The organism is Streptomyces sp. NPDC002784, from assembly GCF_053592135.1.
In genome coordinates this window covers 1-22,120 of the sequence record NZ_JBSFVD010000027.1, presented here as the reverse complement: position 1 = coordinate 22,120, position 22,120 = coordinate 1, and the positions used below count along the sequence as shown (strand labels likewise).

General features: G+C 71.1%; 17 protein-coding genes. 10 read left to right on the top strand and 7 right to left on the bottom strand.

All coding sequences use genetic code 11. The features are described from left to right. Positions 1 to 3 precede the first annotated feature (3 nt). The gene (locus tag ACWD1Z_RS31530) at positions 4 to 3,573 is read right to left on the bottom strand and encodes a LamG-like jellyroll fold domain-containing protein (protein ID WP_451123373.1); all 3,570 of its coding nucleotides are present in this window, start codon (positions 3,571 to 3,573) and stop codon (positions 4 to 6) included. 342 nt (positions 3,574 to 3,915) lie between these two features. Then, on the bottom strand, positions 3,916 to 4,800 hold the full coding sequence (locus ACWD1Z_RS31525) for an NmrA family NAD(P)-binding protein (protein ID WP_451123319.1): 885 nt from the start codon (positions 4,798 to 4,800) through the stop codon (positions 3,916 to 3,918). Between the two features lie 81 nt (positions 4,801 to 4,881). Between ACWD1Z_RS31525 and ACWD1Z_RS31520 the strand changes: the two genes are divergently transcribed. Beyond that, entirely contained in the window at positions 4,882 to 5,331 is a 450-nt protein-coding gene (locus ACWD1Z_RS31520) for a winged helix-turn-helix transcriptional regulator (protein ID WP_451123317.1), read from the top strand. A 678-nt stretch (positions 5,332 to 6,009) separates the two neighbouring features. Here ACWD1Z_RS31520 and ACWD1Z_RS31515 read toward each other — a convergent pair. Next, positions 6,010 to 6,594, bottom strand: a complete 585-nt coding sequence (locus tag ACWD1Z_RS31515) for an NADPH-dependent FMN reductase (RefSeq protein ID WP_451123315.1) — start codon at positions 6,592 to 6,594, stop codon at positions 6,010 to 6,012. Positions 6,595 to 6,842: 248 nt separating this feature from the next. On the opposite strand from ACWD1Z_RS31515, the gene ACWD1Z_RS31510 reads away from it, so the two are divergent. Further along, positions 6,843 to 7,364 carry a hypothetical protein gene (locus ACWD1Z_RS31510; protein ID WP_451123313.1) on the top strand — a complete coding sequence of 174 codons (522 nt, stop codon included), beginning with the start codon at positions 6,843 to 6,845 and terminating at the stop codon, positions 7,362 to 7,364. Between the two features lie 108 nt (positions 7,365 to 7,472). Continuing rightward, positions 7,473 to 8,096 (top strand): class F sortase, encoded by a 624-nt coding sequence (locus ACWD1Z_RS31505; protein WP_451123311.1) that lies wholly within the window; start codon positions 7,473 to 7,475, stop codon positions 8,094 to 8,096. On the opposite strand, the gene ACWD1Z_RS31500 is transcribed toward ACWD1Z_RS31505, so the two are convergent. Then, complete coding sequence (locus ACWD1Z_RS31500) at positions 8,034 to 8,423, bottom strand: winged helix-turn-helix transcriptional regulator (protein ID WP_389416162.1); 390 nt, start codon at positions 8,421 to 8,423, stop codon at positions 8,034 to 8,036. The genes ACWD1Z_RS31505 and ACWD1Z_RS31500 overlap by 63 nt on opposite strands. A 95-nt stretch (positions 8,424 to 8,518) precedes the next feature. On the opposite strand from ACWD1Z_RS31500, the gene ACWD1Z_RS31495 reads away from it, so the two are divergent. The 5 genes from ACWD1Z_RS31495 (at position 8,519) to ACWD1Z_RS31475 (ending at position 14,590) form a co-directional block, all read left to right on the top strand. Continuing rightward, on the top strand, positions 8,519 to 9,418 hold the full coding sequence (locus tag ACWD1Z_RS31495; protein ID WP_451123309.1) for an NAD(P)-dependent oxidoreductase: 900 nt from the start codon (positions 8,519 to 8,521) through the stop codon (positions 9,416 to 9,418). 268 nt (positions 9,419 to 9,686) lie between these two features. Then, the gene (locus ACWD1Z_RS31490) at positions 9,687 to 10,901 is read left to right on the top strand and encodes an NAD(P)/FAD-dependent oxidoreductase (RefSeq protein ID WP_451123307.1); all 1,215 of its coding nucleotides are present in this window, start codon (positions 9,687 to 9,689) and stop codon (positions 10,899 to 10,901) included. Continuing rightward, positions 10,901 to 13,501, top strand: a complete 2,601-nt coding sequence (nirB, locus tag ACWD1Z_RS31485; protein ID WP_451123305.1) for a nitrite reductase large subunit NirB — start codon at positions 10,901 to 10,903, stop codon at positions 13,499 to 13,501. Before ACWD1Z_RS31490 ends, nirB begins: the two co-directional genes overlap by 1 nt. Then, positions 13,498 to 13,896, top strand: a complete 399-nt coding sequence (gene nirD / locus ACWD1Z_RS31480) for a nitrite reductase small subunit NirD (RefSeq protein WP_451123303.1) — start codon at positions 13,498 to 13,500, stop codon at positions 13,894 to 13,896. Before nirB ends, nirD begins: the two co-directional genes overlap by 4 nt. A gap of 46 nt (positions 13,897 to 13,942) precedes the next feature. After that, entirely contained in the window at positions 13,943 to 14,590 is a 648-nt protein-coding gene (locus ACWD1Z_RS31475; protein ID WP_451123301.1) for a LysE family translocator, read from the top strand. A 36-nt stretch (positions 14,591 to 14,626) separates the two neighbouring features. Here ACWD1Z_RS31475 and ACWD1Z_RS31470 read toward each other — a convergent pair whose 3' ends face one another. Beyond that, on the bottom strand, positions 14,627 to 15,553 hold the full coding sequence (locus tag ACWD1Z_RS31470; RefSeq protein WP_451123299.1) for an oxidoreductase: 927 nt from the start codon (positions 15,551 to 15,553) through the stop codon (positions 14,627 to 14,629). Between the two features lie 191 nt (positions 15,554 to 15,744). Here ACWD1Z_RS31470 and ACWD1Z_RS31465 point away from each other — a divergent pair, with 191 nt between their 5' ends. Further along, on the top strand, positions 15,745 to 16,905 hold the full coding sequence (locus ACWD1Z_RS31465) for an alkaline phosphatase PhoX (protein ID WP_389416155.1): 1,161 nt from the start codon (positions 15,745 to 15,747) through the stop codon (positions 16,903 to 16,905). 133 nt (positions 16,906 to 17,038) lie between these two features. Further along, on the top strand, positions 17,039 to 17,461 hold the full coding sequence (locus ACWD1Z_RS31460) for an LAETG motif-containing sortase-dependent surface protein (protein ID WP_451123297.1): 423 nt from the start codon (positions 17,039 to 17,041) through the stop codon (positions 17,459 to 17,461). A gap of 115 nt (positions 17,462 to 17,576) precedes the next feature. On the opposite strand, the gene ppdK is transcribed toward ACWD1Z_RS31460, so the two are convergent. Together ppdK and ACWD1Z_RS31450 are read right to left on the bottom strand one after the other, a co-directional pair. Further along, a complete protein-coding gene (gene ppdK, locus ACWD1Z_RS31455; RefSeq protein WP_451123295.1) occupies positions 17,577 to 20,282 on the bottom strand; it encodes a pyruvate, phosphate dikinase in 2,706 nt (901 codons plus the stop codon). Between the two features lie 407 nt (positions 20,283 to 20,689). Next, positions 20,690 to 21,886 (bottom strand): ROK family protein, encoded by a 1,197-nt coding sequence (locus ACWD1Z_RS31450; RefSeq protein WP_451123293.1) that lies wholly within the window; start codon positions 21,884 to 21,886, stop codon positions 20,690 to 20,692. Positions 21,887 to 22,120 lie beyond the last annotated feature (234 nt).

Genomic DNA, 22,120 nt, shown 5'->3' with positions numbered 1-22,120 from the left:
TTCTCATTCACCCGCCTGAGCCTCAATCTGTTCAGAGGAGGCCATGGCTCCCGCCCACACACGGACCTCCGCGATCCGGGCCGGGAGGAAGTGCTTCCACGCGCCTGCGTCAAGTGCCTTGCCGACGGCGAACTCACCCGCTCCGACCAGGGCCGTGAACGCAAGAGCGTCTCCGTTGGGGGTGCCACCCAAAGAAAGACTGATCGTGCCCGCCTGCGCATCGAAGACCCCGGTCAACCGCACTCCGACATCCAGCAGCGCACCCTCGTCGGAGGTCACCGCGCTGAACGTGCCATCGGCGTTGAGCCGACCGAACCGCCACTTGCCGATCGGAACGGTCTTCTCCGTGCCGGTCTCTCCATCGAGTACGGCTTCTTTACCGGTCAGCTCGTACCACAGCCCCCATGCCGAGCCGTCCGCAGTACGCTGCCCAGCGAGCTGGCCCTTGTAGCCGACCTCCTTGGACAGCAGGCGTGCCGAGTCAAGTTCGGCCAGGGTAGTCACCGTGAAGGACCCGGTACCGTCCACCAGCGGACCTGCCGCCGTGGCGGCGTCGTCCACGCCGTCCAGGACGATCTCCTCGCCGTTCAGCGATGCGCCACCGCTCAAGGTCATCGTGCGGCCATACCCCGAAACCGTGTCCGCGATGGTGGTGCCGCTGCCCTTGTCGGCCAGCCAGCCCCCCACGAGCTCCACGCCCGCGAAACTCTCGGCAACCTTCAGCCGGGACTCGTCCAGGATCTGCTCGTCGGTGAGCGCGTTCTGCCACACGGTCACTTCGTCGATCACCCCCTTGAAGTGATCCACATAGCTGTCCGCCCACATCAGCCGACCGATCTGCATGCTTCCGTCAGCCGACCAGGACGTGCCGGCATCAACGGACGCCTCCCGGTGGCCATTTACATAGAGGTGAACTTTCTTGGCCTCTTTGTCGTGCACCGCAGCCACATGCGTCCACACACCCTTGGGATGAGCCACCGTCGACGTGGCCTCCCGAGCGAATGCGCCTTCGGTGGAGAAGACGCGGATACTCCATCGGCTGCCGTAGGAGATGACGAACGGGCTGAACTTCTGCGACCAAGGGCTTGCGCTCGTCGGGGTCTGGCTGAGTACCGAGACCGTCTTCGTCACGGACGGATCCACTCGCACCCAGGCCGAGACGGTGTACGACGAACGGGTCTCCAGGACCGGGCCGGCAGAAGACGCGTAGCCCGCGCTACTGCCGTCCAGCAACAGCCCTTGATCCGTAACCGCCTGCTCCAGCGGCAGGCCTTGAGCGTCGTGGGTGAGCAAGCCCCGTCGGCCGGAATGATGCCGCACCGCACCTGTGGCCAGGCTCGCGTCGTCCGCGCCGTCCCCGACAGCCGTGTCCTGCGCCGTTCCGCTCGCCTCGTCGAAGTGCCACTGGGCGACGGGATCCTCGCCTGTCGCGACCTTGAACTCCACCACGTTCTGCTCACCCCAGCCGATGGAGTCCTTGGCCCGGACAAACAGTTGATGCAGTCCCGGGCGCTGGGGGGTGATGTCCTCCGACACCGTCGAGCCCGACTTGGGGGCGGACCATGCATCGTCTTTCGACAGCTTGTACTGGTAGGCGACGTTGGAGGTGGTGTCCGCCAGGGCGGGCCTGAAGGTGAACGTTCCCTTCACCCCCGGTCCGCCGGCCTCTGCGCAGGCGTTGGACGTGCACTCGCTGTACGGGTTCCCGATCGTGATCTGCGGGGGCTTGGGGCGCGATGGATCGACCTTGAAGTAACACCACCCCGTGGTCGAGGCGCTGGCTGGGCCAGCCAGGTGGTCCGCGCCACCGTTGTAGTAGGAGCGCACCCACGCCCGGTACCGGTACAACGTGCCTTCCGTGAGCGTCGACCAGGTTATGTTCACCTTGGCGTTGTCGCCGGTGTAACCGGTCGAGGGCCGCAGATCCCCATTGCGTGTCGGGGTGTCGACCCAGGAAGTTCCGCTCTTGTGATCGACGTCGAAGTACACCCGCAGTTGCGCGTCCTTCTCACCGCCCGGCATCGTCTGAGCCGTCGCCATCAGGGACGGTGTGGGAGAGGCCACCACCATCGGATCCGAGGAGTCGGTCTCGCACACCGGCTTGCTGTCCACATTCAGCCCGACACTGGTGGGTTTGGCCGGAAGGCCGACAAAGTCCACCGCAAGGACCGCGTCGTTCTTGAACCGCTTCCACGCCGCCGTATCGGTCTCGTCGTTGGCCTTGATCAGCAGTGTGAGCCGGTCGAACTTACCCGCAGCGAAGTCCCGCACGGTGGGTGTCAGGTTCTCGTTCGACTCGGTCGGGCTGTCGTTGAACTCGATCGGGGCGTCCGGCGAGTCCGGGTCGCACGCCGAGCCACGCCCGGCGGACACATTGCGGTCCACCATCAAGTCCAGGTGGGCCGGGCGGGACGACCAAGTGGTGGCGTCCGAGATGTTGCGCGTACGGACCAGGTCCACCCAGCGTGGGTCGCACTGAAACGCCCACGGCTCCGTCACGCGGAACGTGGCATCCAACACCCGCTTGCCCTTCAGGCTGGCCGCGGAGAACTCGAAATACAGCCGCTGCACATAACCCGGACCGCAGTAGTAGCCGTTCCATGTACCGCACTTGCCGGCACCCTTGCCGACCTCGTCTTCCCCGTTGCTCCAGCCGTACGACTCATAGCCGTCGCTGCGCAGCAGGGTCCGCTCCGACTCTCCCCAGCTCACCGTCGGATCAATGAAGAGCGGAAAGGCCGACTCCGGTGTCTTCGACATCATCTCCGCGTCCGGTACGACGGTCAGAGAGTCCTCAGTGACGTCCACGTCCATACGGGCCACCGCATCGCCCTGCCCGGGCTCCAGGCCCGAACCCGACGGGGCCGTCTCCGAGGGGTCGGACGGCTCGGCCTCATCCGCAGCGACCGCTTGCGCTGTCAGGAGTTGCGTCTGCGTCCCGGATGCCGTGCCGGCCTCTCCGGCCGAGTCCCACATGCGCGCGGGCGGTGCCCTGAAGACCCGACGTCCGTCCATGTCGACGGCCGCAAGATTGCCGGCCGCCCCCTCACTTACGACCAGGCCCTCGGTATCAAGACCGAAGGTGAGCTTCTTCAGCTCCTCGCTCGCCGCGGCCTCTGGAGTCCTGACCACGAACACCGGCTGGAAACTCTCGGGCGTCGCAGTCACCTTCAGGTCGACGCCCGGCAGCACATCGGCGTACAGAGCCGTGGTCCCAGCCAGCTCCGGGGCAGGCAGCGCACCCGGCCATTCGAGCTCCAGGGATCTGCCGTGATCGTCAATCCTGGCGAGAGTCGACCCCTCGCCGCCGCCTGAGAAGGTGATGTGCACCGCAGCGGCCTTCGGCCCCACCGAGCCGTCGGATCGTCTTTCCAACGTCGCGTCCGGCGCTTGCCAGCCACCATCCGGCTTGGCCACACGTACCGGGACCACCGACTCCTCAAGGGTGAAGGTGTAACCGTCGGGGTTGGCATAGACCGTCGTCCGCTCCGAACGCTCCCCCGTCACCTCCACCCGCCGACCGCTCTGCTGAGCCTCTGCCAGAGCCTGCTGTCCTTCGGACAGGGCCGCCATCGCCTCGTCAGCGGCCGCCGTCGCACCGGAAAGCGGGGTCAGCACGGGCAGAGCCGAAAGCAACGCCCACGCGGTGATCGCGCCGATCAGACGCCGACCGGATCTGCCACCCTCGCCGTCGGCACAACGGCTCCCTCTCAACTTCACAGCCCCACCCCTGAGTTACTGTCCCGTTGCCGTGCGCGCTCACTTGTTCGCAGTCGACCACACAAGCCGACATGCATGTGACTGACCGGAGTGAATCGTTGACGGGATGCAAGTGAAAGTAAAGACACCGTGATGAAAATATGACTGCCCACGGTAGCTCCCAGCCACTTCGAGAACAGCGATTGCAGCCACCACTCATGGACGTACGGCGGCTCCCTGGGGGCCAGCGACGAGGTCGTGCACCGGGCGGGGCGCCGCATCCAGCAGCTCGGGCAGGTCGGAGGTGCGGGCCTCCAGGAAGCCCGCGCCCGTGTTGGACAGCAGGGACAGGGTGTGGGTGACCTGGTAGTCCTCGAAGCCCTGGTCCGCCAGTGCGGCGCGCGCCTCGGAGAGGGGCGCGGGACGGTAGGTGACGGTCCTGCCGTACCGCTTGGCGAGCAGGTCGGCGATGTCGTCGCCGCCGAGCGCGGTACCGCCCTCCAGCTCGTACGTCCGTCCCGCGTGCCGGCTGCGGGTGCCGGCCGCGAGCGCGCGGTCGGCCTCGGCCGCCACCCGCACGGTGATGTCCGCGAGGTCCGCCCTGGCCACGACCGACATCCGTCCCGTGCCGAGGGCGGCCGAGAAGACGCCGGTCCGGGCCGTCGTTCCGGCGCCCGCCGCCGCGAGGCCGCCGAGCAGTTCGGCGTAGAGGCCGTTGCGCAGGACCGTGGTGGCGAAGGGCCCCTGGGCCAGGCGGTTCTCGGTCCAGCGGTGCGGCAGGGCGAGGGTCGTGCGCTCGCCGGAACCCGCCAGGCTGGTGTAGATCACCTGGCGTACGCCCGCCTCGGCCGCCGCGTCGGCCACCGCGCCGTGGCGGGCCAGCACGATGTCGTCCTCGGCGTAACCGGCCGAGATCATCACCAGGACGTCGGCCCCGGCGAAACCCTTCGGCAGGCTCGCCGGGTCGTCGAAGTCGATCCGGCGGGCGGCCGTTCCGTCGCCGCCGCGGGTGCCGGCCACCACCTCGGGTCCGCCGAGCGCGGTCAGGCCCTGGAGCACCAGACGGCCGAGTGCTCCTGAAACGCCGGTCACGAGAATCATTCGAACAGTCCTTGCGTTGATGCCGGTGAGAACAGCACCGAGCATCCGCCGGGTCCGGCGGGTCCGTAAGGAGGCACTTTCGTGTCAGTCCCGAACACGGCCGTAAGTTCCCAGCTCAGCACCCCTGTTCCGGAGGGGCCGTGTGGCGATGACGACTGCGGGATCCGCGATGTGCTGGACCGGCTCGGCGACCGGTGGACGGTTCTGGTGGTCGTGGAACTGGCCAAGGGCAGCCGCCGCTACGGCGAGCTGGAGCGTGCGATACCGGGCATCTCGCAGCGCATGCTGTCGCTGACGACGAAGCGGCTGTGCCGGGACGGGCTGGTCGAACGGATCGTCCATCCGACCCTCCCGCCCCAGGTCGAGTACCGCCTGACCGCGATGGGCGGCAGCCTCTCGGGCATGATCTCCGGCCTCGCCGACTGGTCCCGCGATCACAAACCGGCGATAGCGGCGGCGCGTGCGGTATGGGACGCCGAACACCCGGGCAGACCGGCACCTCCGGGCACCGGCCTTCCCGCACCCTCCTGACGGAGGGCGACCGCGCCACGTCAGCCGCCCGAGCCGTCGCACCAGGCCGCCTGGGGGACGGCGGTGAACCGAGCGGGTCCGGGTGGGTGCGGGTGGGTGGGTGCGGTGGGTCTGGGTGGGTCTGGGGGGGCCGGCGGGACCGGGCGGGTGCGGCGGGACCGGGTGGGTCTGGGTGGGTCCGGCGGGACCGGGCGGGTGCGGCGGGACCGGGTGAGTCCGGGCGGGTGCGGCAGGACCGGGCGGGTGCGGCGGGACCGGGTGAGTCCGGCAGGACCGGGCGGGACCGGCAGGGCCGGGTCGTCGTGCCGTCCGGGGCGAGTTCGGCCGCGACCATCCCGGCCGACTGCCCCCGCTCTCCGCCCAGGCCGGCAACCGGCGTCAGTACGCCGAAGGTGTTCGGTCCCGCGCAGGCGGAGCAGTGGGCGGGCCCCGGGGCGGCCACCGCCGCCGCCCACGCAGGTGCGAGGGCCGGTCTCGCGCGGTCCGGCGGTTTCCGGACGCGCCCCGACCCGGCCCGGCGGTTTCCGGACGCGCCCCCGACCCGGCCCGGCAGTTTCCGGACGCGCCCCCGACCCGGCCCGGCAGTCTCCGGACGCGCCCCCCGCCCGGCCCGGCGGCCTCCGGACGCGCCCCCTGCCCGGCTCGGCGGCCTCCGGACGCGCCCCCGCCCGGGCAGGGCTACGCCGCGTACGGCCTGCGTTCCTTTGCCTCCCTCAAGGCGGTTCCCCACCACGCCAGTTGGTCCAGCATCGTCTTGGCCGCCGCGTCCGGTCCGGCCGGGTCCTTCAGGCGGCCGGCGTCGTCGAAGGAGGCGCCGGCGTTGTGGAAGGAGACGGTGTCCCGGACCGTCACGGCGTGCAGTTCGGCGAAGACCTGCCGGAGGTGTTCCGCGGCGCGCAGACCGCCCGCGAGGCCGCCGTAGGAGACGAGGGCCACGGGCTTGGCGCGCCACTCCGCGTAGTGCCAGTCGATGAGGTTCTTCAGGCCCGCCGGGAAGGAGTGGTTGTACTCCGGGGTGAGGACGACGAAGGCGTCGGCGCGGGCCAGTTTCGGGGTGACGCCGGCGAGGGCGTCGGCCGCCTCGGGGGTGCGGGCGAAGGACGTGGGCAGGGCGATCTCGGCGACGTCGACGACCTCGGGCGTCAGGTCCTCGCGGCGCTGGACGTGGTCGAGGATCCAGTCGGCGACGACGGGGCCGAAGCGGCCGTGGCGGTTGCTGCCGATCACGACGGCGACATTCAGGGGTTCCATGGTGGAAGTCATGCCGACAGCGTGATACCTCAACCTTTATTGAGGTCAAGCGCCGTAGCGGGTCACCCGTTCACACGCGCCGCGCACGCACTTCCCCGGCATCTCTACGCAAGGGCACTGACCTGCGCAAACACGCCCCCATACCCGGGTTCCTGACACCCATTCACCCCAATTCTGACGGCCCCTCAGGAAGCGCGTCCGGCCCGCTGCCCCTTACCTCGGAAGGGCAGTGATCCACCGCTGATCCCCAGGGAGCATTGATGCGCCGTACCGCCCGTCTGCTGATCGGGAGCGCGCTCGCTGTCGTGACCGCCGGTCCGGTCGCCGCACCGGCCTACGCCGCGGGTGCCGGGAGCCTGGAAGTGCGCCCCGCCTCGGCCGTGCCGGGCGAACAAGTCACCGTGCACACCTCTGCCTGCGGAGACGGCGGCACCGCGGCGGGCGACGCCAGCGCGGTCGGCGCCGGGACCTTCACACTGGCCCCGGACGGCGAGGAGCGGGACGCGAGCGGCCGGTTCCGGGTGCCCCCGAGCGCGCAGCCGGGGACGTACGAGATCACCGCGGCCTGTACCGGTGGCGGGCGCCAGGTCACGGGCGACCTGGTGGTGACGCTGACCTCGCAGCGGCAGCCGGTGCACCCGCGAGGAAGCGTGAAGACGGGGGTCGGCGGCGCACTCGGCCCCGACCCCGTGCAGACCGCGGCCGGCGTGGCGGCTCTCGCCGTCGCCGCCGCGGGCGGTACCTGGCTCCTGCATCGCCGGGCGAGAGGCGACGGGATCTGACGGACACCCTCCGCTGTCCGTCCCGCCGGTACCGCATGTCCCCTCCCCCTCCGGGTCCGACGCCCCTCGCGGCCCGGAGGGGGAACAGGGCTCGTCCAGGAGGCTCGGGTGCGCAAGTACAGCAACGCCGCGATAGCGGCCGTCACCGTGGTCGCCCTGTGCTCCGGGGCCTGGCTGCTGGGCAGCGGCGCCGAGCGGCACCCCCCGCCGCAGCCGTCCGCCGCCCAGGCGCACGCCGACCCCGCCGGCCGGCAGCCGTCCGCCGCGCCCGGGCTGCCGCCGTCCCCGCCCGACCGGATCCGCATCCCGTCGATCCGGGTGGACGCCCCCCTGATGGGCCTCGGTCTCACCCCGTCCGGCAGCCTGGACGTCCCGCCCGCCGAGCGGACGAACCTGGCCGGCTGGTACGAGGCCGGGACGACCCCCGGCGAGGCGGGCACCGCGATCGTCGCGGGCCATGTCGACAACGCCGAGGGGCCCGCCGTCTTCTACCGCCTGGGCGCCCTGCGCAAGGGCAGCACGGTGGAGGTGGACCGGCGTGATGGAGGCATCGCCGTCTTCACGGTCGACTCCGTCGAGGTGTACGACGCCCGCGACTTCCCCGACGAGAAGGTCTACGGCGCGGCCCGCCGCCCGGAGCTGCGGGTGATCACCTGCGGCGGCGGCTACTCACGCGCCACGGGCTATCAGGGCAACGTCGTCGTCTTCGCGCACCTCACCGGCAGCCGCTGACCCGCCCAGGATGTTGCTCTTGCCCCAGTCGCCCAGCGGTTCCAGGGCGGTGTTGAGGCTCACGCCCTTCGGTGTCAGCGAGTACTCCACCCGCGGCGGCACCTCGTCGTACTCCTCGCGATGCACGATGCCGTCCGCCTCCAGCTCCCGCAGCTGGGCGGCGAGCACCTTCTCCGTCACCCCCGGCAGCCCGCGGCGCAGCTCCCCGAAGCGGTGCGGACGCACCGACAGCTCCCACAGGATGAGCACCTTCCACTTGCCGCCGATCACGTCCATCGCCGCGTCGATGCCGCATACGTACGACCCCGGCCGTCGCCCCGTCGCCATGTCGGTCCCCCTGCCTCGATGCTTTCCCGGAGGTAAGCGCCCACTCGAAAGTACGTACTTGAGCAGGACGTTCACCCTCTACGAGGCTAACCGCCATGACTGACAACGCCTCCTCCCCGACCCCGCGCACCCCCCTCACCCTGCTCGGCACCGGCGCCATGGGCACCGCCCTGGCCCGTGCCTGGCTCGCCGCCGGACATCCGGTGACCGTCTGGAACCGCACCCCCGCCCGAGCCGAGGCGCTGGCCGCCGAGGGGGCCACGGTCGCGAGCAGCGCCGCCCGGGCGGTGGCCGCCAACCGCCTGGTGATCGCCTGTCTGCTCGACGACGACTCCCTCGGTGATGCCCTCGCCGACGCCGATCTCACCGGCCGGGACCTGGTGAACCTCACCACCGGCACCCCGGCCCAGGGCCGCGCCCGTGCCGCCTGGGCCGAGGAGCGCGGCGCGCGTTTCGTGGACGCCGGGATCATGGCCGTACCGCCGATGATCGGCAGCGCGGACAGCGGGGCGTACGTCTTCTACAGCGGCTCCCCGGGCCTCTTCGAGGAGCACCGGGAGACCCTGGCCGTACCGGCCGGGACGGCTTGGGTGGGCGCCGACCCGGGGTTCGCCGCGCTGCACGACGTGGCGTTGCTCAGCGCGATGACCGGGATGTTCGCCGGGGTCTTCCACGCCTTCGCGCTGGTGCGCCGGGAGGACATCGCGCCGAAGGAGTTCGCCGCGCTGTTGCAGGGCTGGCTCACCGCGATGGCACACACCGTCCACTCCACGGCCGACCAGCTGGAGAGCGAGGACTACACGAAGAACGTCGTCTCCAACCTCGCCATGCAGGCGGCGGGCAACGCCACCCTGCTGCGCACCGCCGAGGAGCAGGGGGTGAGCGCGGAGCTGCTGACGCCGTACATGACCCTGATGGACCGGCTGCTCGCCCAGGGCCGGGGCGAGGAGGACACCACGGGAATGATCGACCTGCTGCTGCACGACAAGCGCTAGGCCCCCTACCCCCCGACTCCCCGACCGCGAGGCCGCCAGGCCGCAAGGCCACCAGACCGCAAGGCCGCAAGGCCGCAAGGCCGCAAGGCCACCAGACCGCCAGCCCTCCAAGCCGAGGGCCCCCGGAACCCTCCCCCGCCCTCACAGCCCGCCCCGGCCGCCCCCCGGAAACCCTCACACCACCCCCCGGGCCCCGCTGAGGGCAGCGTTCCTCGCGGGAAACAGGCGTGATGCGGTCGGGAAACACCCGCACCGCACGCTCAATGGCATGACCTCGAATACGCGTGTGGTGGTGATCGGCGCCGGCCTCGCGGGCGTACGGCTCGCCCGGCGGCTCGGTGAGCTCGGCACGCCCGCGCTGCTGATCGGCGAGGAGGAGCACCGGCCCTACAACCGGGTCCTCCTCGCCGAGGTGCTGGCCGGACGGTACGCCCCCGAGGTGATCGCGCTGCCCACCCCGGCCGGACTCCTGCGCACCCGGGTCACCCGCATCGACCGGGAGGAGCGCACCGTCGAGTGCGCGGACGGCGCGAAGATCGCATACGACACGCTGGTCCTGGCCACCGGCTCCAACCCGGTGCTGCCGCCGCTGCGCGGACTGTTCACCGCCGATCATGTGCTGCCCGAGGGCGTGCACGCGTTCCGCACCATGGACGACTGCCTGGGCCTGTCCAAGGCGGTACGGCCCGGAGTGCGCGCCGTCGTGATCGGCGGCGGGCTGCTCGGCGTCTCCGCGGCCCGCGCGCTCGCCGTGCGCGGTGCCCAGGTCGTCCTCGCCCAGCAGTCCGAGCGGCTCATGGAGCGCCAGCTCGACCCGGGCGCCTCCAAGCTGGTGCTGCGGCATCTGCGGGACCTCGGTGTCGAGGTGCACACCGAGTGCCGGGTGCGCGACGTGCGCTGCGTCGGCGGCGCGGTCCGCTCGGTGGAGATGGCCGACGGATACGCCCTGGACGCCGACCTGGTGGTGCTGGCCTGCGGGGTCCACCCGCGCGCCGGGCTCGCCAAGGACGCCGGGCTCGCCGTCCACAAGGGCATCCTCGTCGACGACGAACTGCGCACCTCCGACCCGCACATCCGGGCCGTCGGCGACTGCGCCCAGCACGACGGCACGCTCTACGGCCTCGCCACCCCGGCGCTGGAACAGGCCGACGCGCTCGCCGGACTGCTCGCCGGGGACGCCACCGCCCGCTACACCGGCACCCGGGCGCTGACCCGGCTGACGCTGCACGGCAACTCCGCCTTCGACCTCGCCGCGTTCGGCGAGACCGAGGCGCTCCCGGGCGACGACGTCGTCCAGCTCACCGACGCCACCCGAGGCACCTACCGCAAGGTCGTCGTCCGCGACGACCGCGTGGTGGGCGGGGTGCTCGTCGGTGAACTCGGCACCGTCGGCGCGCTCGCCCGCGCCTGGGAGGGAGCGGAGCCGCTCCCCACGGACGGCGCCCCCCTGCTCCACCTGCTCACCAACGACGGAGGCTCCTGATGACCGCCACCCCGGGGGCCACCCCCACGATCGTGCTCGTCGGCCACGGCATGGTCGGCCAGCGCTTCCTCGAAGCCCTCGCCGAGCGCGGCCTGACCGCCACCCACCGCGTGGTCGTGCTGTGCGAGGAGCCGCGTCCCGCCTACGACCGCGTCGCGCTCACCTCGTACTTCTCGGGCAAGACGCCCGAGGACCTGTCCATGACGGACATGGAGTTCATCGAGAAGCACGCGATCGAGCTGTACGTCGGTGACCCGGCCGAGACGATCGACCGCGCCGCGAAGAAGGTCACCGCCCGGTCGGGCCAGGTCTTCGCGTACGACACGCTCGTCCTCGCCACCGGCTCCTTCCCGTTCGTGCCGCCCGTCCCGAACAAGGACGCCGAGGGCTGCTTCGTCTACCGCACGATCGAGGACCTGCTCGCGATCGAGGAGTACGCCAAGAAGGCGACCACCGGCGCCGTGGTCGGCGGCGGTCTGCTCGGCCTGGAGGCGGCCGGCGCGCTCAAGGGCCTCGGACTGACCTCCCACATCGTGGAGTTCGCGCCGCGGCTGATGCCGGTGCAGGTCGACGAGGGCGGCGGCGCGGCGCTGCTGCGCACGATCGAGGACATGGGCCTGAGCGTGCACACGGGGGTGGGCACGCAGGAGATCGTCGTCGACGACGAGGGCGCCGTCACCGGCATGAAGCTCTCCGACGGCTCCGAACTCGCCACCGACCTGGTGGTGTTCAGCGCCGGGGTCCGCCCCCGCGACCAGCTGGCCCGGGACTGCGGCCTCACCGTCGGCGAGCGCGGCGGCATCGCGGTCGACGAGCAGTGCCGCGCGGTGAACGACCCGCAGGTGTTCGCGATCGGTGAGTGCGCGCTGGCCGCCGACGGCCGGGTGTACGGCCTGGTCGCGCCCGGTTACGAGCAGGCCGAGACGGCCGCCGCGACCATCGCCGCCGACGAGACGGGTCAGTCGTTCACCGGCGCCGACCTGTCCACCAAGCTGAAGCTGCTCGGCGTGGACGTGGCCTCCTTCGGCGACGCGCACGGCACCACCGAGGACTGCCTGGACGTCGTCTACTCCGACTCCCGCGCGGGCCTGTACAAGAAGCTGGTCATCGGCCGCGACGGCACCCTGCTCGGCGGCATCCTGGTCGGCGACGCGGAGGCGTACGGCACCCTGCGCGCCTTCACCGGCTCGGTCCCGCCGGTCTCCCCCGAGTCGCTGGTGCTGCCGGCCGGCGCGGGCGCCCCGGTCCAGCTCGGCCCGTCCGCCCTGCCCGACGACGCGATCGTCTGCTCCTGCCACAACGTCTCCAAGGGCACCATCCGCGGCGCGGTCACCGACCACCGGTGCACGACCGTGCCCGAGGTGAAGAAGTGCACCAAGGCCGGTACCGGCTGCGGCAGTTGCGTCAAGGTGCTCGGCCAGCTGGTCACCGCCGAGCTGGAGGCGTCCGGCGTCGAGGTCGACAAGGGCCTGTGCGGCTGCTTCGGCCAGACCCGCGAGGAGCTCTACGAGATCGTCCTCGCCCTGCGCATCAACAAGTACCAGGACCTGCTGGACCGCTACGGCCGGGACGGCGCCCGGGGCGGCGACGGCTGCGAGATCTGCAAGCCCACGGTGGCCTCGATCATCGCCTCCCTCGCCCCGGCCATCGGCGCCGAGGGCTATGTCCTCGACGGCGAGCAGGCGGCGCTGCAGGACACCAACGACCATTTCCTCGCCAATCTCCAGAAGAACGGCTCGTACTCGGTCGTGCCCCGCATCCCCGGCGGTGAGATCACCCCGGAGAAGCTGATCGTGATCGGCGAGATCGCCCGCGACTTCGGGCTCTACACGAAGATCACCGGCGGCCAGCGCATCGACATGTTCGGCGCCCGCGTCGAGCAGCTCCCGCTGATCTGGACCCGGTTGGTGGACGCCGGTTTCGAGTCCGGCCACGCCTACGGCAAGTCGCTGCGCACGGTGAAGTCCTGCGTGGGCCAGACCTGGTGCCGCTACGGCGTCCAGGACTCCGTCCGGATGGCGATCGACCTGGAGCTGCGCTACCGAGGGCTCAGGTCACCCCACAAGCTCAAGTCGGCGGTCTCGGGCTGCCAGCGCGAGTGCGCCGAGGCCCAGTCCAAGGACTTCGGCGTGATCGCCACCGCCAACGGCTGGAACCTCTACGTCGGCGGCAACGGCGGCGCCACCCCGCGCCACGCGGACCTGCTCGCCCAGGACCTTTCCGACGCCGAACTGATCCGCCTGATCGACCGGTTCCTGATGTTCTACATCCGCACCGCCGACCGGCTGGAGCGCACCTCGACCTGGCTGGAGCGGATCCCGGGCGGCCTGGACCACGTGCGGGACGTGGTCGTCGAGGACTCCCTCGGGATCTGCGAGGAGCTGGAGTCCCTGATGGCGGCCCATGTCGACCACTACCGCGACGAGTGGGCCGAGACCATCAACGACCCCGAGAAGCTGGCCCGGTTCGTGTCCTTCGTGAACGCGCCGGACACCCCCGACCCGGTCGTCGGCTTCGTCCCCGAGCGCGACCAGATCAAGCCCGACCTGCCGCTGCTGTCCATCGGCCGCCGCCCCCTGGAAGGAAGCGCCCAGCGATGACCCTGGCCCCCGAGACGACCGACCTCAAGGTCCAGCTCCAGCTGGACTCCGGTGAGGACACCTGGTTCACGGTCTGCGACCTGAGCCGGCTGCTCCCGGGCCGCGGAGTGGCGGCCCTGCTGCCGGACGGCAGCCAGGCGGCCCTCTTCCGCGACCGCGCCGGCACGCTGTACGCCATCGACAACCGCGACCCGTTCAGCGGGGCCGGGGTCCTCTCCCGGGGACTGACCGGCACCCATCAGGGGCGGCCCTTCGTGGCCTCCCCGCTGCTGAAGCAGCGGTTCGACCTCGCCTCCGGGCAGTGCCTGGACGACGAGTCGGTACGGGTGAGGACGTACCCGGTCCGCACGGCCGTCGGTACCGGCCCGGTGCTGGACGGCGGGGCCGCCGCCTGAGAAAAACGGCTGGCCGAGCGGGGGCGGGCGCTGCTTCGATGGCGGCATGGTGCCCACCGACCGTCTCCTCGCCTTCGCGGCCATGTCGTTCCTGCTGATCGTGGTCCCCGGACCCAGCGTGCTGTTCGTCGTCGGCCGGGCCCTCGCCCAGGGCCGGCGGGCCGCCCTGACGACCGTGGCGGGCAACACCGCCGGGGCCTATGTGCTGGTCCTGGCGGTGGCGTTCGGGGTCGGCTCGGTCGTCGAGCGCTCGGTGCTGGTGTTCACGGCGCTCAAGCTCGCCGGCGCCGCCTACCTCGTGTACCTGGGTGTCCGGGCCTGGCGGGAGCGCGGGGCGCTGCGGGCCGCGTTCGCCGAGGACCCGGCGGGGGCTGCCGGGCCGGGCTCCGCGCGCACCTTCTGGGAGGGATTCGCGGTGGGCGTGACCAACCCCAAGACGATCGTGTTCTTCGCGGCCGTGCTGCCCCAGTTCGTGGACCGGGGCGCGGGCCAGGTGGCGGCTCAGATGCTGCTGCTCGGCCTGGTGTTCAACGTCATCGCGCTCGCCTCCGACAGTGTCTGGGGACTGGTCGCGGCGACCGCCCGGGACTGGTTCGCCCGCTCCCCCAGGCGGCTGTCGGCGGTGGGCGGAGTCGGCGGGATGACCATGATCGGCCTCGGTGTCACGGTCGCCGTGACGGGCCGCAAGGACTGATCCTCACGCGGTCAGGGCGTCGTAGGACACCCCGCCTCACGCGTCCAGGGCGTCGTAGGACACGCCGGTCAGCCGCTCGGAGGCGGCCCACAGGTGCTGCCCCGTCGCGTCGTCGACGGTCCAGGGCGCCCGCCAGGCCGGTGCCGGCGCGCCGCGCCAGCCCGCGAGGGACGGCCCGGTGAAGGAGTCGGGCGCCACTGCCGGTGCGGTGGCCGCGTACAGCGTGGGCAGGGCGCCGGAGTCGGCGGACTGGGCGACGACGCGGTTGCCGAGCCCCATGACGCGCTCCGCGATCCGGCGGCCCGCCATCCGGGGCCCCGCCGCCTGGAGGTTGGTCGCCGCGTATCCCGGGTGGGCCGCGGCGGCCACCACATCCGACCCGTGCGCGGCGAGCCTGCGCGCCAGCTCGTGCGTGAACAGCAGGTTGGCGGTCTTGGACCGGCTGTAGGCGATCCAGCGCCGGTAGCGGCGCTCGCTGTTGAGGTCGGCGAGGTCGACGTTGGACACGGCGTGCATCAGGCTGGAGACGGTCACCACCCGGGCCCCCGGGGTCCGCAGCAGCACCGGCAGCAGCAGCCCGGTGAGCGCGAAGTGCCCCAGATGGTTGACGCCGAACTGCCGCTCGAACCCGTCCGCGGTCGTCCCGTAGGGCAGCGCCATCACCCCGGCGTTGTTGACGAGGAGGTCGAGCCGGTCGTACGGCAGGCAGGACGCGAACTCCCGTACCGAGGCGAGGTCCCCGAGGTCGAGCCGCGCGTACTCCACCTCCGCGCCCGGTACCTCGGTCACCAGCCGGTCCCCGGCCTCGGCGCCGCGCCGTTCGCTGCGGCAGGCGAGCACCACCCGGGCGCCCCGGCGGGCCAGTTCGCGTGCGGTGACGTACCCGATGCCGCTGTTGGCGCCGGTGACCACGGCGACGCGTCCGCTCTGGTCGGGGACGTCCCCGGTGTTCCAGCCGGCCATGACCGGGCTCCCTCCGCTGCGGGCTCCGGCCCAGCCTACGAGAGGACGCGCTCCGCGGAACGTCACAACCTGTCCATGGACTGTCAACCCGGTGCCCCTGGGCACGGTAACCCCGCCGCCCTAGCGTCCCTCTCCGCACGGCCCCCGCCGCCGACCGGTGGCGGGGCGGTCACTCCTCCCTTGGAGCGAGAGTGGAACGTCGTACTGTCCTGCGTGCGGCCGTCCTCGGCGGGTCCTCCGCCGTCTTCGGCGGAACCCTGTGGCGCGGCGCCGCGTACGCCGCGCCCGCCCAGCCCGGCACCGGCCCGTACGGGGCGCTCGGCGCGCCGGACGCCCGCGGCATCCGGCTGCCCAGCGGCTTCACCAGCCGGGTGATAGCCCGGTCCGGGCAGACGGTCCCCGGCACGTCGTACACCTGGCACAACGCCCCCGACGGCGGGGCCTGCTACGCGGACGGCACGGGCTGGATCTATGTCTCCAACTCGGAGATCAACCCGGGCGGCGGGGTGAGCGCGGTGAAGTTCTCCGCCACCGGCGCGATCACGGGGGCGTACCGCATCCTGTCGAACACCCGCACCAACTGCGCGGGCGGCAAGACGCCGTGGAACACCTGGCTGTCCTGTGAGGAGGTCTCCCTCGGCTACGTCTACGAGACGGACCCGTGGGGCGTGAACGCGGCCGTGCGGCGGGACGCGATGGGCCGCTTCAAGCACGAGGCGGCGGCCGCCGACCCGGTCCGCAAGGTCGTCTACCTCACCGAGGACGAGACGAACGGCCGCTTCTACCGCTTCGTGCCGAACACCTGGGGCAACCTCTCCTCCGGCACCCTCCAGGTGATGGTCGCGGGCTCCGGCACCTCGGGCTCCTTCAGCTGGGCGAACGTCCCCGATCCGGACGGCTCCCCGACCACCACCCGCACCCAGGTCTCCGGCTCGAAGTCCTTCAACGGCGGCGAGGGCTGCCACTACGCCGACGACAAGGTGTGGTTCACCACGAAGGGCGACAACCGGGTCTGGCAGCTCAACCTCCTCAACAACACCTACGAGCTGGCCTACGACGACTCCCTGGTGACGTCGGGCACGGCCCCCCTCACCGGCGTGGACAACATCACCGGTTCCTCCTCCGGTGACCTGTTCGTCGCCGAGGACGGCGGCACCATGGAGATCTGCGTCATCACCCCGGACGACGTCATCGCCCCGTTCCTGCGCATCGACGGCCAGTCCGGCTCGGAGATCACCGGCCCGGCCTTCTCCCCCGACGGCCGCCGCCTGTACTTCTCCAGCCAGCGCGGCACGACGGGCAGCTCCTCGGGCGGCATCACCTACGAGGTGACGGGTCCGTTCCGGGCCTAGCCCCACGGCCGGGCGGTGGCGCAGAGCTACCGCCCGGTCACGTCACGCTTGTATCACAGGTCCGTCGAACCGCCACGCCACCATGCGCCCCTCAATACGGTCAACACCTCAAATCCGGACCAAGGGGGGTTCCATGAACCTGTTCCGCATGCCCGCCGCCTTAGCCGTGGCCGCGTTCGCGCTGGCCGTGACGCCCGGCGCCGCCCAGGCCCACGAGGGCACTCACCCGTTCGAGAACTGCTCCGAGGCGTACGCCAACGGGTACGCGAACATCGCCGAGGGCGACGAGCACTACGGCAGCCATCTGGACCGCGACGCGGACGGCATCGGCTGCGACCAGCCGCCCGCCGACTTCGAACCGGCCGACGACGCGGCGGAGGACACGGCCGACGACGCGACCGACGACTCGGGCAAGGACACCGCCGACGACACCGACCTCGCCGCGACCGGCGGCGACGGCGCCACCTCCTACCTCGCGGGCGGCGGCGCGGTCGTCATCCTCGCCGGCGGCGGCGTGCTGATGGCCGTCCGCCGGCGCCGGGCCGGAACGGAGTAGGACGCGCCAAGGGGCGGCACCCCCGCACGGGTGCCGCCCCCTTCTCGCGTTCCGGAGCCGCCGTGGATCGGTACTGAGGGTCGGGGACCCACGACGGCTCCGGAGCCTGGGAAGGTCAGCGGTGGTCGCTGCCCTCCGACTGGGTGGCCGCACGGCCCGCTTCCAGGCGGGCGACCGGGATGCGGAACGGCGAGCAGGAGACGTAGTCCAGACCCACCTCGTGGAAGAAGTGGACCGACTCCGGGTCACCGCCGTGCTCGCCGCAGACGCCGAGCTTGAGGTCGGGGCGCGTCTCGCGGCCGGCCTTCGCGGCGGCGGCGACCAGCGAGCCCACGCCGTCCTTGTCGATCGTCTCGAAGGGGCTGACGCCGAAGATGCCCTTCTCCAAGTAGGCCGTGAAGAATGAGGCCTCCACGTCGTCCCGGCTGAAGCCCCACACCGTCTGGGTGAGGTCGTTCGTGCCGAAGGAGAAGAACTCCGCCGCCTCCGCGATCTGACCGGCGGTCAGGGCGGCGCGCGGCAGCTCGATCATCGTGCCGATCGCCAGCTTCAGCTGGGTGCCGGTGGCCGCCTCGACCTCCGCGATCACCGCGTCGGCCTCCTCGCGGACGATCTCCAGCTCCTGGACCGTGCCGACGAGCGGAATCATGATCTCCGCACGCGGGTCGCCCTTGGCGTTCTTGCGCTCGGCCGCGGCCTCCGCGATGGCCCGTACCTGCATGGTGAACAAGCCGGGGATGACCAGGCCGAGGCGGACGCCGCGCAGACCCAGCATCGGGTTCTGCTCGTGCAGCCGGTGCACGGCCTGGAGCAGCCGCAGCTCGTTCTCGTGCGGGTCCTTGCGGGCCTCCGCCAGCGCCACCCGCACCGACAGCTCGGTGATGTCCGGCAGGAACTCGTGCAGCGGCGGGTCCAGCAGCCGGACCGTCACCGGCAGACCGTCCATCGCCGAGAACAGCTCCACGAAGTCCTGCTTCTGCAGCGGCAGCAGGCCCTTCAGGGACTCCTCGCGCTCGGCCTCCGTGTCGGCCAGGATGAGGCGCTCGACCAGCTCGCGCCGGTCACCGAGGAACATGTGCTCGGTACGGCACAGGCCGATGCCCTGGGCGCCGAAGCGGCGGGCCCGCAGCGCGTCCTCGGCGTTGTCGGCGTTGGCGCGCACCCGCAGCCGTCGCTTGCGGTCGGCGAACGCCATGATCCGGTGCACGGCCTCGACCAGCTCGTCGGCGTCGTTGGCGCCCGCGTGCATCCGGCCCTCGAAGTACTCGACGACGGGAGAGGGGACGACCGGCACCTCGCCGAGGTACACCTTGCCGCTGGAGCCGTCGATGGAGATGAGGTCGCCCTCCTCCACCACGTGCCCGCCCGGCACCGTCATCCGGCGCCGCTTGGTGTCGACCTCCAGCTCCTCGGCGCCGCAGACACAGGTCTTGCCCATGCCCCGGGCGACCACGGCCGCGTGGGAGGTCTTGCCGCCGCGGGAGGTGAGGATGCCCTCGGCCGCGATCATGCCGTCCAGGTCGTCGGGGTTGGTCTCCCGGCGGACCAGGATGACCTTCTCGCCCGAACGCGACCACTTCACGGCCGTGTACGAGTCGAAGACGGCCTTGCCGACCGCCGCGCCCGGCGAGGCCGCGATGCCCCGGCCGACCTGCTGGGTCTTGGCGTCCTCGTCGAACTTCGGGAACATCAGCTGCGCGAGCTGGGCGCCGTTGACGCGCTGGAGCGCCTCGGTCTCGTCGATCAGGCCCTGGTCCACCAGCTGGGTGGCGATCCGGAAGGCCGCGCCCGCGGTCCGCTTGCCGACGCGCGTCTGCAGCATCCACAGCTGGCCGCGCTCGATGGTGAACTCGATGTCGCAGAGATCCTTGTAGTGGTTCTCCAGGGTCTCCATGATCTGCATCAGCTGGTCGTACGACTTCTTGTCGATCGTCTCCAGCTCCGCCAGCGGCACGGTGTTGCGGATGCCCGCCACCACGTCCTCGCCCTGCGCGTTCTGCAGGTAGTCGCCGTACACGCCCTGGTGGCCGGAGGCCGGGTCACGGGTGAAGGCGACGCCGGTGCCCGAGTCCGGGCCCAGGTTGCCGAAGACCATCGAGCAGACGTTGACGGCCGTGCCCAGGTCGTGCGGGATGCGCTCCTGGCGGCGGTACAGCTTGGCGCGGTCGCCGTTCCAGGAGTCGAAGACCGCCTTGATGGCGAGGTCCATCTGCTCGCGCGGGTCCTGCGGGAAGTCGCGGCCCGCCTCGGTCTTGACGATCTTCTTGAACTTGGTGACGAGCTTCTTGAGGTCGGCCGCCTCCAGCTCGGTGTCGACGGTGACCTTCTTGGCCGCCTTCGCCGCCTCCAGCGCCTCCTCGAACAGATCGCCGTCGACGCCGAGGACGGTCTTGCCGAACATCTGGATGAGGCGCCGGTAGGAGTCCCAGGCGAACCGGTCGTCGCCGGCCTGCTTGACCAGGCCCTGCACCGACTTGTCGGAGAGGCCGATGTTCAGGACCGTGTCCATCATGCCGGGCATGGAGAACTTGGCACCGGAACGTACCGATACGAGGAGGGGGTCGTCGGCCTGGCCGAGCTTCTTGCCCATCTTCGTCTCGAGGGCGTCGAGGTGCGCACTCACCTCGTCACGCAGTGCCGCCGGCTCCTCGCCACTGTCGAGGTAGACCTTGCAGGCCTCGGTGGTGATCGTGAAGCCGGGGGGGACGGGGAGGCCCAGGTTGGTCATCTCGGCGAGGTTCGCACCCTTACCGCCCAGAAGGTCCTTGAGCTCCTTGTTGCCCTCGGTGAAGTCGTAAACGAACTTTTTGTTTTCCGACACGGGTCCCAACTCCTCGAGGACTCGGTGGCTGCCCTGACGGCGAGGAACATACCCAGATCGAAGGCGCCTGGGTACGTCCACTTGTGCGTCATGAGCCTGTAACCAGTCGTCACCCACCGGATCGAAAGTCAAAGCTTGGCAAGGAAGCGCACCGCCATGTGTTCACCTCTTGAACGAACTCACCTCCCCGGACCCGGGGAATACGCTCACATGAGCACCTCTCTCCACGTCTGAGTTCGATCGATGAACGATCAAGGGGTGGCACCCAGTGCCACCCCTTGGAGAAGTGCAGTAGCCCATGATTCGCTCATCTGAGCGCAACCCTTATCAAGGGTGGCGAGAATCACGCTGCCACAGCCGCCGGGATTTCACCATGCGGACGTGGCGTGAGACCGGAAACGCGCCGGTCACACGCCGAGCGCGGTGAGCCGCTCCTCGGCCCGCTCGGGCGCGTACAGATGCTCCACGACCAGCGCTCCGGCCCCGACCAGACCGGCCCGCTCGCCCAGCCGCGAGGTGACGACCTCCAGATGAGCGGTGGAGCGCGGCAGCGCCCGCTGGTAGAGCAGCTCGCGTACGCCGGTCAGGAACGGCGTCCCGGCCAGGTCGCCCGCGATCATCAGCACCCCGGGGTTGAGCAGCGTCACCACGGTCGCCAGCACGTCCCCGACCTGCCGTCCCGCCTCCCGGGCCAGCCCCACGGCCTCCGGATGCCCCGTCGCCAGCAGTTCCCGCACATCCGAGCCGGACGCCGCCCGCACCCCGGCCTCGGCCAGCCGCCGGGCCACGGCACCGCCGCTCGCGACGGCGGCGAGACAACCGTAGGAGCCGCAGCGGCACAGGGCGTCGGCGCCCACCCGGATGTGTCCGATGTCCCCGGCGCCGCCGTCGATGCCCCGGAAGAGCGAGCCGTCCACGACGACCCCGGCGCCGATCCCGGTGGAGACCTTGACCAGCACGAACGCCGAGCAGCCGGGGTAGCCGGTGCGCTGTTCGCCGTACGCCATGAGGTTGGCGTCGTTGTCGACGAGGACCGGCACCCGGGGCGCCGCGGTGTGCTCGGTGAAGGATCTGGCGAGGCGGCCCGTGATGTCGTAGCCGTCCCAGCCGGGCATCATCGGCGGCTGGATCACCCGGCCGGTCTCGCTGTCGACCGGGCCCGGCACCGCGAGTCCGATGCCGCAGACCTCGCCGGCCCGGTGGCCGGCCTTCTCCAGCAGGCCGGCGAACCAGCGGCCCAGTTCGCCGAGGACCGCCTCGGGGCCGTCCTCGACGACCAGGGTGCCGCCGTGCTCGGCGAGGATCTCGCCGGTCAGCGTCAGGACGGCGGCGCGGGCGTGCCGGGTGTCGAGGTCGGCGGCGAGGACGACGGCGTGGGCGTCGTCGAACTCCAGGGTGATCGAGGGACGTCCGCCCAGCGGGGAGCCGACCGGGCCGCCGGCGCCCTCGCGCAGCCAGCCCGCACGGAACAGCCGGTCCAGGCGCTGCCCGACGGTGGCCCGGGACAGCCCGGTGACCTGTTGCAGGGCACCGCGGGTGGTGGCCCGGCCGGTGCGGACCAGTTCGAGCAGATCGCCGGCGCTGACCTGACCGCGACCCGTCATGCGCACCCCCTTGTGTTTCTCAAGCTTGCATTACATATTGAGTTTTGCGTGTTAAATAGACGTAAACCTACGGTAGCCACTGCCGAACCGATCAGCCCAGTCGTCTCCGGGGAGTCCCGAGTGGATCGCATCGCCGCCTTAGTACTGCAACGGTGCTTGTTCTGAGTGCTGGGCAGTTTTCAAGGGCTGTGTCCACGGCGCTTGTAGTGACTGAGCCGTGCTTGATACTGGCGT

Excerpts from the sequence above, each read along its gene's own strand:
- ACWD1Z_RS31495 (WP_451123309.1), top strand. The coding sequence starts at position 8,519 with ATGACTGACAACGCCTCCTCCCCGACCCCGCGCACCCCCCTCACCCTG.
- ACWD1Z_RS31490 (WP_451123307.1), top strand. The coding sequence starts at position 9,687 with ATGACCTCGAATACGCGTGTGGTGGTGATCGGCGCCGGCCTCGCGGGC.
- ACWD1Z_RS31525 (WP_451123319.1), bottom strand. The coding sequence starts at position 4,800 with ATGATTCTCGTGACCGGCGTTTCAGGAGCACTCGGCCGTCTGGTGCTC.
- ACWD1Z_RS31530 (WP_451123373.1), bottom strand. The coding sequence starts at position 3,573 with ATGGCGGCCCTGTCCGAAGGACAGCAGGCTCTGGCAGAGGCTCAGCAG.
- ACWD1Z_RS31475 (WP_451123301.1), top strand. The coding sequence starts at position 13,943 with ATGGTGCCCACCGACCGTCTCCTCGCCTTCGCGGCCATGTCGTTCCTG.
- ACWD1Z_RS31500 (WP_389416162.1), bottom strand. The coding sequence starts at position 8,423 with ATGGCGACGGGGCGACGGCCGGGGTCGTACGTATGCGGCATCGACGCG.
- ACWD1Z_RS31460 (WP_451123297.1), top strand. The coding sequence starts at position 17,039 with ATGAACCTGTTCCGCATGCCCGCCGCCTTAGCCGTGGCCGCGTTCGCG.
- ACWD1Z_RS31510 (WP_451123313.1), top strand. The coding sequence starts at position 6,843 with ATGCGCCGTACCGCCCGTCTGCTGATCGGGAGCGCGCTCGCTGTCGTG.
- nirB (WP_451123305.1), top strand. The coding sequence starts at position 10,901 with ATGACCGCCACCCCGGGGGCCACCCCCACGATCGTGCTCGTCGGCCAC.
- ACWD1Z_RS31450 (WP_451123293.1), bottom strand. The coding sequence starts at position 21,886 with ATGACGGGTCGCGGTCAGGTCAGCGCCGGCGATCTGCTCGAACTGGTC.
- ACWD1Z_RS31515 (WP_451123315.1), bottom strand. The coding sequence starts at position 6,594 with ATGACTTCCACCATGGAACCCCTGAATGTCGCCGTCGTGATCGGCAGC.
- nirD (WP_451123303.1), top strand. The coding sequence starts at position 13,498 with ATGACCCTGGCCCCCGAGACGACCGACCTCAAGGTCCAGCTCCAGCTG.
- ACWD1Z_RS31470 (WP_451123299.1), bottom strand. The coding sequence starts at position 15,553 with ATGGCCGGCTGGAACACCGGGGACGTCCCCGACCAGAGCGGACGCGTC.